Origin of the sequence: Modestobacter sp. VKM Ac-2977 (assembly GCF_026968045.1) — a bacterium.
GTDB lineage: Bacteria > Actinomycetota > Actinomycetes > Mycobacteriales > Geodermatophilaceae > Modestobacter.
Genome location: NZ_JAPVBQ010000001.1, coordinates 725,140 through 737,748, shown reverse-complemented (window position 1 = coordinate 737,748; position 12,609 = coordinate 725,140). Strand labels below are relative to the sequence as shown.

The window sequence follows — 12,609 nt, the reverse complement described above, 5'->3', positions numbered from 1 at the left end:
CGGGTGGGAGCTCTGCTGTCAGGGCCGTCCTCAGGAGGACGGGGTCCTTCCTCAGGCGGTGCGGAGCACGCCCTCGATCTCGAGCTCGACCTCGATCTTGTCGCCGACGACGACGCCGCCGCCGTCCATCGGCATGTCGATGTCGACGCCGAACTCCTTGCGGGAGATGGAGGTCTTGCCGGAGAACCCGGCGCGCGTGCCGCCGTAGGCGTCCGGGCCGAAGCCGTTGAGCTCCAGGGCCAGGGTGACCGGCTTGGTGATGCCCTTGATCGTCAGGTCGCCCTCGACGACCCAGTCCTCGCCCTTGTTGCGCACGCCGGTGGAGCGGAACTCCATGACCGTGTGGTTGCCGACGTCGAAGAAGTCCGCGGACTTGATGTGCGCGTCGCGCTGCTCCTGGCGGGTGTCGATCGAGTCCATGTCGATCGTGGCGTGCACCGCGGACTGCGACGGGTCCTCGGCGGTGACGATCTCGCCGGAGAACTCCCGGAAGTAGCCGCGGACCTTGCTGACCATCATGTGGCGGACCGAGAAGCCCACCGTGGAGTGGGAGGCGTCGATGTCCCACGTGCCGACGACGTAACCGGGGATCTGGGTGGTGCTGGCCATGGTGACCTCCGAGTGGTTGAGCGTTTGACTGTCTGCGTCCGGCGGTAGCGTAGTTGAATGCTTGAGTATTCCGCCAGTACCCTCGCACCATGACGAGTGACGTGTCCCCCGCGACGCGGGCGGCGGGCGCAGCCGCCGCGACCACGACGCGCTGGCTGGACGCCGAGGAACAGCGCGCCTGGCGCGCCTGGTTGTACAGCTGGATGCTGCTCGACGACCGGCTCGACCGCGAGCTGACCCGGGAGACGGGCATCTCGCACGCCTACTACGAGATCCTCGTCCAGCTGTCGGAGACCGAGGGCCGGCAGCTGCGGATGAGCCAGCTCGCCGAACGCTGCCTGTCCTCCCGCAGCCGACTGTCCCACGCGGTCTCCCGGCTCGAGGAGCGCGGGTGGGTGCGCCGGCAGGTCTGCCCCGAGGACGGGCGTGGGCAGCTCGCCGTCCTCACCGACGAGGGGTTCGCAGCCCTGGAGGGTGCGGCTCCGGTGCACGTGGAGAGCGTGCGCAGCCACCTGTTCGACCAGCTCAGCCCGGAGCAGGTCGCCGCCATGCAGGACATCGGCGAGACCCTGCTGCGCCACCTGAACGACGAGGCGTAGCCGCCCGCACCGAGTGACAGCGCAGCGGGCTTCCCGGGCCGGGGAAGCCCGCTGCGCTGCCACTCACCGGCTGTGGACGGCGGCAGCGGCGACCTGCCCTGCTGCGGCAGGGTGCGACGGTGCCCCGCCCGACCCGCCGTCCCGAGCGACTCCGCGGCCGCGTCTTCCGCGGCACGGCAGCCGTCCGCGGCGGCCTGCTGACCCGCGACGACCTGCGCAGCGGCGCCTGGGTGCGGCTGTTCCCCGACGTCTACGCCGACGCCACCCTCGAGGTCACGCACGCCGTCCGCGCCCGGGCGGTGGGCCGGCTGCTGCTCCCGCACGGCGTCGTCTCCGGGGTCAGCGCCGCGGAGCTCTGGGGGCTGACCGACCTCGCCCGGCCGGAGGACGACGTGGAGGTGACCGTCGCGCCGGGGACGCCCCGTGGCGCCACTCCCGGAGTGGCGGTGCGCCGCCGCGTCCTCCCCGGAGAGCGGGTGCGTCCCGTCGAGGGGGTCCGCGCGACCGCGCCGGAGACGACCGCGTTGGAGCTCGCCGGACGGCTCCCCCTCGATGAGGGCGTCGTCCTGCTGGACCGGTTCGTGGCGGCGCGGACCACCACGCTGGCGACCCTGCGGATGACGGCCGCCGAGCTGACCGGCCGCGGGTGCCGCCGGGCCCGGACGGCGTGCGCACTCGCCGACGGGCTGGCCGCCTCACCTCCGGAGACCCGGCTCCGGCTGCTGCTCTCCCGGTCGGCACTGCCACCACCGGTGGCCCAGCACGTCGTCCGGCACGGCGGGGTGTTCCTGGCGCGGGTCGACTTCGGCTGGCCGGAGCGCCGCATCGCGCTGGAGTACGAGGGCGCGTGGCACACCACCCGCGTCGCCGCGGACCGCCGGCGGATCGAGGCCCTCCAGGCCGCAGGCTGGCGGGTCCTGTTCGTCACCGCCGCCGACCTGCACTCCCCCGCCGAGCTGCTCGCGAGGATCGCCGCCGTACTCGGCGAGTGACAGCTCAGCGGGCTTCCCGGGCCGGGGAAGCCCGCCGGGCTGTCACTCGGCGCGCCCTGACCGCGGGCGGGCCGGGTGGCCCGCCCGCGGCTGCGTCAGGCGGCCGGCGCCAGCTCGACGTCCGCGTCCAGGAACAGGTCGCGGGTGAGCACGCCGGTGTCCGGGTTGTCGGTGAAGATGCCGTCCACGCCGGCCTCCCAGAACGCCAGCTGCTCGGCGATCGCCTGGCCGTAGGCCGCCGGGTCGGTGCCCTCGTCGAGCTCGGCCGGCAGGAAGGCGTTCTCGTTGCGGAACGTGTACGGGTGCACGAGCAGGTCGACGGCGTGGGCGTCGGCGACGAAGGAGGTCGGCTCACCCAGCGTCCCGTCGTCCTCCAGCGGGATCACCTGCGACTTCTCCGGGCCCACCCCGTCGGCGTAGCGGGCGATCACGGCCAGGCCCTCGGGGCTGGAGAGGTCGGCGTAGGTGTACGGCTGGCCCGCGGCGACCAGGTCGGCCGGGGCACCACTGGCCGACAGCAGCTGCACCAGCGGCACCTTGACGCCAGCCGCGTCCAGCTCACGGAGGTTCGTCGTCTCGAAGGACTGCAGGAAGACCGGCGAGTGGCGGCGGTCGACGCGCGCCTCGCGCAGGTCGGCGAGCAGCGGCTCCTCCAGCGACAGCCCGATCGAGTCGAAGTAGGTCGGGTGCTTGGTCTCGATGTAGGCCCCGATCTCCCGGTCCAGCTCACGGCTGAGGTCGGCGCGCAGCTCCAGGAACTCGTCCAGGGTCGGCACCGCGAAGAGGCCGTCGTAGAGGGTGTTCTCCTCCCGCAGCTCGGGCAGTCGCTCGACCGCGCGCAGCGTCTGCAGCTCGGCCAGCGTGAAGTCCTCGGTGAACCAGCCGGTCAGCTCGACGCCGTCGACCGTCTTGGTCGTCTGCCGGTCGGCGAACTCCGGGCGATCGGCGACATCGGTGGTGCCGGAGATCTCGTTCTCGTGCCGGCAGACCAGCACCGCGTCGGCGGTGCTGACCACGTCGCACTCGATGTAGTCCGCGCCCATCCGGGCGGCCAGCTCGTAGGAGGCCAACGTGTGCTCCGGCCGGTAGCCGGAGGCCCCCCGGTGACCGATGACCAGCAGGTCCTCGGCAGGGTCGACACCGTGGTCGGCACTGCTCGGCGGAGTGGCCGAGGACGCCGGGGCGACCACCAGGGACAGCAGGACGGCGAGCAGGGCGGTCGGCACAGCGGCGGACAGCCGGGACGTACGGCTCATCGGGACCCCCACGGGCTCGGACGGCGACCATCGCCGGCGGCCCGCCACCCAGCACAGTGGGGCCTCAGCCGTCGCACAGGCAATGCGCGGCGAACACCGGGTGAAGTCGGTCGGCGCGTCGGCGAGTCGCCCGGCGAGTCGCCGCCGGCGCTGGGGCCGCCGCACTCACCGAGTGACAGCCCAGCGGGCTTCCCCGGCCCGGGAAGCCCGCTGGGCTGTCACTCGCCGCGCCAGACCGGGGGGCGCTTCTCGGCGAAGGCCCGGGCGCCCTCCAGCGCGTCGGCCGAGCCGAACACCCGGTCGGCCAGCTCCCGCTGGCCCTCGAGCGCGGCCTTGTCGGTCCAGCCCACCGACCCGGCGATCAGCTGCTTGCTGGCCCGGACCCCGAGCGGGCCGTTGACCGCGATCCGCGCGGCCAGCTCCCGCGCCCCGGCCAGCGCACCGCCTGGCTCGGTGAGGACGTTGACCAGGCCGAACCGGTGCGCCTCCTCGGCGGGCAGCGGGTCACCGGTCAGCGCCATCTCCATCGCCCGCTGGTAGGGCAGCGCCTTGGCCAGCCGCAACACCCCGCCGCCGGCGGCGAACAGCCCCCGCTTGACCTCCGGGATGCCGAACCGGGCGTCCCGGGCGGCCACCACCAGGTCCGCGCTCAGGGCCAGCTCGCAGCCGCCGGCCAGCGCCCAGCCCTCGACCGCGGCGATCAGCGGCTTGGCCGGCGGCGCCTCGGTGAGCCCGGCGAACCCGCGGCCCTCGATCCGCGGGCGCTCGCCGCGGGCGAAGGCCTTGAGGTCCATGCCTGCGCAGAAGGTCCCGCCGGCGCCGGTCAGCACGAGGACGGCGACGTCGTCCCGGGCCTCGAACTCGTCGATCGCGGCCGCCAGCGCCTCGGTCGTCGCCAGGTCGACGGCGTTCTTCGCCTCCGGCCGGTTCAAGGTCAGCACCCCGACCCCGTCGGTCACCTCGGTGAGCACTGGTGCGGTCATGGCCTGTCCTCTCGTCCGGTCGGCGTGGGTCAGCCCTGCCACACGTCGGCTACCCGGGCGGCGACGCTGGCCGCCTGGGTGCGCCCGGCGCGGGCCGAGGGGGCGCGGGCGGCGGGGTCGAGCACGTTCTTGCCGATGGCGGACCGGCTCGCCTGGTCCGGGGAGACGACGGCGACCCGGCTGACCAGGCCGGTGACCTGGGCGTCGACGCTGGCCATCGGGCCGGTGCCGCGCGGCAGCGGCGCGATCACCACGATCCGGTCGTAGGCGGCGGCCAGGTCGGCGTTGGCCGTGGAGCGCATGCCGCCGTCCATGTACCGCTTGTCGCCGACGGTCACCGGTGGGTAGACGCCCGGGACCGCGCAGCTCGCGCCCACCGCGGTGACCAGGTCGACCCCGGACTTCCGGGTGAAGGTGGTGAACTCACCGTCGGCGGTGTCGATGGCGGTGACCACCAGCGGTCGGTCGGGCCACTGCGCCCCGGCGAGCCGGGCGTCGATCGCGGCCCGGCGCTCCTCCTCCGAAGGCGTCCGGCCGGTGTCGGCGGCGGTGCGCGCCAGCTGCCCGATCCGGCGGCGGAAGGCCGCGTCGTCGCGGCGGGCCAGCAGCATGGCCAACCCGTAGCGGGCCAGCGTGCCGCGGCCGAGTCGGGATGCGCGCTCGTGCGGACCGACCGGCTCCAGCTGTCGCGCGTGCAACGACTCGACGTCGGCGCCGGTGGTGAGCAGGGCCCCGACCACCGAGCCCGCCGAGGTGCCGACGACGAGGTCGGCGGTGGTCAGGTCGATGCCGGCCTCGGCGAGCCCGGCGACGATCCCGATCTCCCAGGCGATGCCGGTGATGCCGCCGCCACCGAGGACCAGGGCCGTGCGCTGGGAGCTCATCGGGCCATCCTGACGCACGACGTCGGTCTCGACGCAGAGGGTGACGTACGCCACCCTGAGGCCTCAGCAACGACGCTGCGCGGGAGGACGACGGATGACGACGACGCAGGCCCACGGCACCACCACGACACCGAACGAGCCGGCTGCCGAGCGGTCCCCCTGGCCCCCCGGGCTGCCCCGCTCGCTGGACTACCCGCTCGTCCCGGTGGGCTCGGTGCTGCGGGCCGCGGTGCGCCGCTGGGGCGACCGGACGGCCTTCGTCCACCACGACGTGGCGCTGTCGTTCACCGAGCTCGGCCGCCGGGCACACGCGGTGGCCGCCGGGCTCGCCGCCCGCGGCATCGGCCGGGGCGACGTGGTGGCCGTGCACCTGCCGAACTGCCTGCAGTACCCGGCCGTCTACTACGGCGTGCTGCTGGCCGGGGCGACCTTCTCCCCCACCAACCCGCTGCTCCCGCCGGCCGGGCTGGCGCACCAGCTGGCCGACGCCGGCGCCCGGGCACTGGTCACCTGGGAACCGGTGCTGCCCGTCGTCCGCGCGGCGCTGGCCGGCACGGCGGTGCAGACCGTGGTGGTCACCGGCCCGCAGCAGATCGCCGACCCGTCCGCCGCCGTCGACCTCGCCGACCTGCCGGACGCCGTCTCCCTCGGCGACCTGCTGGCCGCCGACCCGACCGACGCCCACCGCGACGCGGACCTCGACCCGGTCACCGCCCTGGCGCACCTTGCCTACACCGGCGGCACCACCGGGGTGAGCAAGGGCGTGGAGCTGCCGCACCGGGCCGTGGTCACCAACGTGCTGCAGTCGGCCTGCTTCACCACCGGCTCGGTACCCGCCCTGGACGCCGCGGGCGACGTCACGCTGGACCAGTTCAGCAGCCCGGCCGAGCACCCCACCCGCCTCGGCACCGCCACCTTGATCAACCTGACGCCCTGGTTCCACGCGATGGGGGTGATCGGCTACCTCAACGGGCAGGTGCTCAGCGGCTCCACCGTCGTGGTCCACGACCGGTTCGACCCGGCGCTCTACGTCGCCGACGCCGTCCGGTACCGGGTGACCAGCATCGGCGGGGCGCCGCCGGTGTTCGTCGCACTGCTGCAGGTCCCCGGGATCGCCGACGCCGACCTGTCCAGCGTGCGCGGGTTCTCCAGCGGTGCGGCGCCGCTGCCGGTGCCGCTGATCGAACGGATGGCGGCGCTGGTGCCCGGGGTGGTGATCGCCGAGGGCTACGGGCTGACCGAGGTGACGATGATGGCGACCGGCAACCCGCCGCACACCTCGGGCATCCGCAAGGCCGGCACGGTCGGCGTCCCGCTGCCGGACACCGAGGTCAGCATCCGACCGCTCGGCGGCGGCGACCCGCTGCCGGCCGGGGAGCGCGGCGAGGTCTGCCTGCGCGGCCCGCAGCTGATGCGCGGGTACGCCGGGCGCCCGGACGCGACTGCGGAGTCGATCGACCCCGACGGCTGGTTCCACACCGGCGACGTCGGGGTGCTCGACGCCGACGGCTACCTGGCGATCGTCGACCGCACCAAGGACATGCTGCTCTACAAGGGCTACAACGTCTTCCCGCGCGAGCTGGAGGAGATCCTGTTCGGCACCCCCGGGGTGGCGGCCGCCGCGGTGGTCGGCCGGCCCGACCCGGAGGCCGGCGAGCTGCCGGTCGCCTACGTGGTGCGGCGGGCCGACGCCGCCGGTGCGGCGCTGACCGCGGAGGGCGTGATGGCGGTGGTCAACGAGCAGGTGACGCCGTACAAGCGGCTGCGGGACGTCGTCTTCGTCGACGCCCTGCCGGTGTCGCCGGCCGGCAAGGTGCTCAAGCGCGAGTTGAGCGCGCGTGAGCGTGCCGTGGGCGCGCATGAGCCGGCCGCCGGCGGGACCGACTGAACGGCCACCACCAGTTGACCTCGCCGAACAGCGCGACCAGCGCAGGCGTGAGCACCCCGCGCACGACGGTGGCGTCGAGCAGGATGCCCAGCGCCAGCGTGGTGGCGAAGATCTTCACGTCGACCACCGGCACCGTGGAGAGCGCGACGAAGGCCAGGAAGAGGATCAGCGCCGCGGAGGTGACCAGCCGGCCGGTGTACGCCACGCCGTGCACGGTCGCCTCGTCGGTGCTCATCCCCGCGTCCCGGCCCTCCCGGATCCGGGACAGGATGAACACCTCGTAGTCCATCGACAGCCCGAACAGGAACGAGAACGCGGCCACCGGCACCCAGAAGGTGAGCGTGCCGGTCGCGGAGGCGCCGAAGAGCAGGTCGGTCAGGTTCCCCTCCTGCCAGATCCACACGGTCATCCCGTAGGCGGCCGCGATCGACACGACGTTGAGCAGCAGCGCCTTGACCGGCAGCCAGATCGACCGCAGCGCCGGGGCGAGCAGCGCGAAGGTGATGACGACGACCAGCGGCAGCACCCACCAGGCGTTGCCGTAGATCGCCTCGACCGAGTCGGCGTCGCCGGCCGCGGTGCCACCGACCCGGGCGCCGGGGAGCTCGTCGGCGGCCGCACGGACGGCGGTCAGCGCCTCCCGGCCGGCCGTGGACGACGGGTCGTCGGCGAGGACGACGTCCACCAGCCCCGTCCCGCCCTGCTCCCACGACTCCCCCGCCGGCGCCAGCACCCCGGCCACGCCCGCGACCTCGGACAGCCGCTCGACGGCCGCGGCGCGGTCGTCGGTGAGCACCTCGACGGGCCGGGCCAGCCCCTCGGGCAGGCCGTCGCCGGTGAGCTGCTGGAAGGCGGTCGCCGCCGGGGACGACCCGGTGGCGATGGCCGAGACCTGTGGGGTGCCCAGCTTGATGCCGAGGACGGGCGAGGCGAGCAGCAGCAGGAGCGCGGTGGCCAGCAGCGCGGACACCCAGCGGTGCCGCACCACCGTCGTCCCGATCCGGTGCCAGGTGCGGCTCTCCGTGCCGTGCAGCCGGCGCCGCGGCCACTCCAGCCGGGGCCCGACCGAGGCGAGCACGACCGGCAGCAGGGTGAGCGCGACGAGCACGCTGACCAGCGGGATGAAGAGCCCGCCGAAGCCGACCGTGCGGAGGAAGGGCAGCGGCAGCACCACCAGGGACAGCAGCGAGATCGCGACGGTGACCCCGCTGAACACGACCGCCCGCCCGGCGGTGGTCATCGCGGTGCGCACCGCGACCAGGTCGTCGGCGCCGGCGGCGCGCTCCTCCCGCCAGCGCATGACCACCAGCAGCGAGTAGTCGATCGCCACGCCCAGGCCGATCAGCCCGACCAGGTACTGCACGATGAAGCTGACGTCGGTGACCGTGGTCAGGACGAGCACCAGCAGGAAGGTCGTGGTGATCGCCACCGCGGCGACCAGCAGCGGCACCAGCGCCAGCAGCGAGCCGAACACCAGCGCCAGGACGACGATCGCCCCGCCGGCGCCGAGCGCGATCTCCACGATGATCGGGCGCTCCTCACCGCCGCCCTCGGCCAGCACCGGGGTGCCGGTGACGACCGGCTCGGCCCCGGCCACGGTGACCCCCTGCAGCGCCCCCTCCAGCTGGGGCAGCGCGGCCGCGTAGGGCGCCGGTCCCTCGACCGCCGGGGGCCAGACCAGCGCGACCGCGGTGCCCTCGGCGGCGAGCACGTCGGCGGCCGCGCCCTCGTCGAGCGGGCCGGCCACCCGCCAGCCGGGCTGCCGCAGCCGGTCGACGACGCCGGCGAGCTCGTCCCGGTTCTCCGCGACGGTGCTGCCCTCGGGCAGGGGGACGGTGACCACCAGCGGGTCGGCGCCCCCGCCGTTGCCGAACTGCTGGGTGATGGCCTGGTTCGCCTCGTAGGCCGGCTGACCGGGGGTGGAGAAGTCGAACCCCAGCCGGTCGATCGTGGTCGGCGCGAGCACACCGCCCACGACCGCGAGCGCCAGCCAGGCGAGCACCACGATCCGGCGGTGCCCGAGCACCCAGTCGGCCAGTGCGCCCATCTTCTCCTCCTCGACCCCGACCATCAGGAGACTGATGCTCTGTCGGCAACCTACGGTGTCCTGCGTGGAGGAGCCAGTGGACGGAGTCGGTCCGGGGGCGGAGCTGCCGCGCTGGCTCGCCGACGACCCGGCCGGCATCCCCGCCTACGCCCTCGCCCGGGCCGGCGCGGCGGTCAACGCCCTCTTCACCCGGGAGCTGGCCAGCGTCGGGCTGCGGCCGCACACCTTCGTGGTGCTGGTCCACCTGGCCCGCGCCCACACGCTCACCTCCGCGGAGCTGGCCCGCCGGCTCCAGCTGACGCCGCAGAGCATGAGCACCCTGCTGCACGGGCTGGTCGACGCCGGCTGGGTCGAGCGGCCCGGCCCCGTCCGCCGCGGGCAGAAGTCCGAGGTGCACCTCACCGAGGCCGGGCACCGGGCGCTGCTGGCCGCCGGCCCGGTGCTGGCCGAGCTGGGCCGCCCCGCCGTCCTGGGACTGACCGACGACGAGGCGGCGACGCTGCACGGCCTGCTGGAGCGGGTGCTGGCCGCCGTCCAGCCACCACCCGGAGTGGGCCGGGACGGCGGGCCGCAGCCGAACCCCGGAGCGGCCGACACCCCCGGTTGAGTGACCGGCCACCCCGCGACACCCAGCGACGGCGGCTATCGTCCGGCCGGTGACGTGCGAGCGATCTGTCCGGTGAACGGGGCAGGGTGAACGGGGCATCGTGAACCAGGACCACAGCGGCGTCCACCTGCCGCACACCGAGGAGTCCCCGGCCCGGCAGGTCTGGCGCCGGGTGGTGATCGCCGCCACCGTGCTGATCGCCACCGTGCTGATCGTCTACCTGCACCGGGACAGCTACGCGGACAACCAGGGCGGCGAGATCAGCCTGCTCGACGCCACGTACTACGCCACCGTGAGCCTCTCCACCACCGGCTACGGCGACATCGTCCCGGTCACCCCCGGCGCGCGGCTGGTCAACATCGTGCTGATCACGCCGCTGCGCGTCATGTTCCTGCTCATCCTGATCGGCACCACCCTGGAGGCGCTCACCGCGCGCTCCCGGGAGGAGTTCCAGATCCGACGCTGGAGGTCTCGCGTGCGCCAGCACGTCATCGTGTGCGGTTACGGCACCAAGGGCCGCAGCGCCATCCGCGCCCTGCTCAGCACGGGCACCGACGCCGAGCACATCCTCGTCGTCGACCCCTCGCCCCAGGCCATCGACGAGGCCACCGCCTCCGGGTTCACCGGCGTGCTCGGTGACGCCGGTCGGATGGAGGTGCTGCGCCGCACGTCGGTGGAGAAGGCCCGGGCGGTCATCGTGGCGGCCGACCGCGACGACGCCGCCGTGCTGATCACCCTGACCGTGCGGCAGCTCAACCCGACGGTGCCGATCACCGCGAGTGTCCGCGAGGAGGAGAACGCCAGCCTGCTGCGCCAGTCCGGCGCCGACTCGGTGATCACCTCCTCGGCCACCTCCGGACGCCTGCTCGGTCTATCGACCGACCAGCCCGGCGTGGTCGCGGTCGTCGAGGACCTGCTGACCAGCGGGCGGGGGCTGGACCTGGCCCAGCGCACGGTCACCCAGTCCGAGGTCGGTCTGGCGCCGCGTCAGCTGCGGGACGTCGTCCTGTCGGTGGCCCGCGGCGGGCGCACCCTGCGCTTCGACGACCCGCTGATCGGCACCCTGCAGAGCGAGGACGTGCTCGTGGTCGTCAAGGCCCACCGGGCCGCGGCCGAGAAGGGCTGACCTCGGCCGACCGCCTCAGCGGACGTCGCGGATCGCCGCGCGGACGACGACGTCCACCGCCGGCATGTCCGGCTCGGTCTTGCCGTGCGCGCGCTCGGCGTGCAGCCGGCCGTGCGCGACCAGCTCACCGGACGTCGGGGCGCGGAAGCTGGCTCCGCAGCCGGGGACGACGTCGGCGCAGTCGAACTCCTTCATCGGGGTCCTCCGGAGATCAGGGGCCCAGCGGTGTCGGCCGGGCAGCGGGTGGGCTCGTCCGGGACATCGACCGGAGCCGGGCCGCGATGCAGCTCGGCCAGCCGGAGGGTCATCCGTTCGGGTCGCACGAGCCCCAGCAGCCGACCGACCTCGTCGACGCACAGCACCGGGTCGAACCGGCGGGCGACCACCCGGGTCATGGCCCGGGTCGCGACCTCCGCCAGCGGGGCCGACGGGCGGACCCGCAGGCTGATCGGCACGATCTGCAGGCCGGGGTCGCCGTGCCGCAACCCGGCGCGGACCAGGTACACCGGGCAGGCCAGGTCGTCGACGGCCACCACGACGTCCAGCCCGGGGTCGGCGGCCAGCAGCGCCTCCGCCGCGGTCAGCGCGGCCGGGTCACCGGCGGGGTCCGCCGAGCGCACGGACGGCGCGACCTCCAGCAGCGGGGCCACCTGGTCGACGAGGGCGGTCCGGCTGGCCAGCACCCGCAGCCGGTCGGCGACGCCGGGGGCGAGCTCGGGCCAGCCCGGTCCGGGTCTGGCCAGCAGGTACCCCTGGGCCAGCGGCACCCCGAGCCGGACGAACGCCTCCAGCTCCTCGGGCCGCTCGATCCCCTCGACCAGCAGCCAGGCGTCCAGCCGGCCGGCGTAGGTGCCCAGCAGCTCGGCGAGGGCCAGCTTGGCCTCGTCCCGGTCGGCGTGGTCGACCAGGGTGCGGTCGAGCTTGACGAAGTCCGGACGCAGCAGCGCGAGCTGCTGGAGACCCGAGTAGCCCGAGCCGGCGTCGTCCAGGGCGATCGCCGCGCCCACTGCCCGCAGCCGGTCCAGCAGCTCGACGAGCGGGCCGGTGTCCTCCACCGGCACGTGCTCGGTGAGCTCGAGCACCAGGCCGGAGAGGTCGTCGGCAGCCAGCAGCAGGTCGGCGAGCGCGGGTTCGGTGAGCAGGTGCGGGCTGACGTTGACGCTGAGGAAGCGGTGCGGGGGCAGGTCGGCCCGGGCGCGGAGGACGGCGGCGACGACCCGGGCCTCCAGCCGGGCACCGACCCCGAGCTCGTCGGCCATGGCGAACCACCGGTCGGGGCCGCAGCCGGCCGGACCGTCGAACCGGGAGAGCGCCTCGTACCCGGCGACCACGCCGCGACGCAGGTCGACGATCGGCTGGAAGACCAGCCGAGGCTGGGCGGGATCGGCCAGGACGGCGTCCAGGGCCACCCGCCAGCCACCTGCCGGGTGCGCGGGCGTCGCGTCGCTCGTCCCTGCCGTCACCTGCGCCACCTCCCCGGACCGCCGCTTCGTCTCGTCTCGCCGTGCAACCGTGTCGAGCCTGCCCGGCCCGCGCCGGGACCGGCAGACGTCGGCCGGTGCAGCTCACCCGGAAGGGCCGGGACTCCGGTTGCCGCTGTCGGGGCACCCACCCAGAC

Annotated in this window: 12 protein-coding genes; 5 read left to right on the top strand and 7 right to left on the bottom strand. The window is 74.5% G+C overall.

The genetic code is table 11. The features are described 5' to 3' along the window. Positions 1 to 51: 51 nt before the first annotated feature. A complete protein-coding gene (locus O2V63_RS03595; RefSeq protein WP_269166194.1) occupies positions 52 to 609 on the bottom strand; it encodes a YceI family protein in 558 nt (185 codons plus the stop codon). A gap of 89 nt (positions 610 to 698) precedes the next feature. On the opposite strand from O2V63_RS03595, the gene O2V63_RS03590 reads away from it, so the two are divergent. Beyond that, a complete protein-coding gene (locus O2V63_RS03590) occupies positions 699 to 1,208 on the top strand; it encodes a MarR family winged helix-turn-helix transcriptional regulator (RefSeq protein ID WP_269166193.1) in 510 nt (169 codons plus the stop codon). A 119-nt stretch (positions 1,209 to 1,327) separates the two neighbouring features. After that, on the top strand, positions 1,328 to 2,200 hold the full coding sequence (locus tag O2V63_RS03585; RefSeq protein WP_269166192.1) for a type IV toxin-antitoxin system AbiEi family antitoxin: 873 nt from the start codon (positions 1,328 to 1,330) through the stop codon (positions 2,198 to 2,200). 95 nt (positions 2,201 to 2,295) lie between these two features. Here O2V63_RS03585 and O2V63_RS03580 read toward each other — a convergent pair whose 3' ends face one another. The 3 genes from O2V63_RS03580 to O2V63_RS03570 form a co-directional block, all read right to left on the bottom strand. Further along, on the bottom strand, positions 2,296 to 3,456 hold the full coding sequence (locus tag O2V63_RS03580; RefSeq protein WP_269166191.1) for a glycerophosphodiester phosphodiesterase: 1,161 nt from the start codon (positions 3,454 to 3,456) through the stop codon (positions 2,296 to 2,298). A gap of 218 nt (positions 3,457 to 3,674) precedes the next feature. Next, complete coding sequence (locus tag O2V63_RS03575) at positions 3,675 to 4,439, bottom strand: crotonase/enoyl-CoA hydratase family protein (protein ID WP_269166190.1); 765 nt, start codon at positions 4,437 to 4,439, stop codon at positions 3,675 to 3,677. Between the two features lie 29 nt (positions 4,440 to 4,468). After that, positions 4,469 to 5,323, bottom strand: coding sequence for a patatin-like phospholipase family protein (locus O2V63_RS03570; protein WP_269166189.1), 855 nt, complete (start codon positions 5,321 to 5,323; stop codon positions 4,469 to 4,471). 94 nt (positions 5,324 to 5,417) lie between these two features. Between O2V63_RS03570 and O2V63_RS03565 the strand changes: the two genes are divergently transcribed. Further along, positions 5,418 to 7,211: a class I adenylate-forming enzyme family protein gene (locus O2V63_RS03565; protein WP_269166188.1), complete on the top strand. Its 1,794-nt coding sequence runs from the start codon at positions 5,418 to 5,420 to the stop codon at positions 7,209 to 7,211. Here O2V63_RS03565 and O2V63_RS03560 read toward each other — a convergent pair. Next, a complete protein-coding gene (locus tag O2V63_RS03560; protein WP_269166187.1) occupies positions 7,141 to 9,282 on the bottom strand; it encodes an MMPL family transporter in 2,142 nt (713 codons plus the stop codon). The genes O2V63_RS03565 and O2V63_RS03560 overlap by 71 nt on opposite strands. 40 nt (positions 9,283 to 9,322) lie before the next feature. Between O2V63_RS03560 and O2V63_RS03555 the strand changes: the two genes are divergently transcribed. Both O2V63_RS03555 and O2V63_RS03550 read left to right on the top strand, forming a co-directional pair. Beyond that, on the top strand, positions 9,323 to 9,865 hold the full coding sequence (locus O2V63_RS03555; RefSeq protein WP_269166186.1) for a MarR family winged helix-turn-helix transcriptional regulator: 543 nt from the start codon (positions 9,323 to 9,325) through the stop codon (positions 9,863 to 9,865). A gap of 100 nt (positions 9,866 to 9,965) precedes the next feature. After that, positions 9,966 to 10,991, top strand: a complete 1,026-nt coding sequence (locus O2V63_RS03550; RefSeq protein WP_269166185.1) for a potassium channel family protein — start codon at positions 9,966 to 9,968, stop codon at positions 10,989 to 10,991. A 15-nt stretch (positions 10,992 to 11,006) separates the two neighbouring features. Here O2V63_RS03550 and O2V63_RS03545 read toward each other — a convergent pair whose 3' ends face one another. Continuing rightward, on the bottom strand, positions 11,007 to 11,186 hold the full coding sequence (locus O2V63_RS03545; RefSeq protein ID WP_269166184.1) for a DUF1059 domain-containing protein: 180 nt from the start codon (positions 11,184 to 11,186) through the stop codon (positions 11,007 to 11,009). Next, the gene (locus O2V63_RS03540; protein WP_269166183.1) at positions 11,183 to 12,454 is read right to left on the bottom strand and encodes an EAL domain-containing protein; all 1,272 of its coding nucleotides are present in this window, start codon (positions 12,452 to 12,454) and stop codon (positions 11,183 to 11,185) included. The genes O2V63_RS03545 and O2V63_RS03540 overlap by 4 nt, the downstream gene beginning before the upstream one ends. Between the last annotated feature and the right edge of the window lie 155 nt (positions 12,455 to 12,609).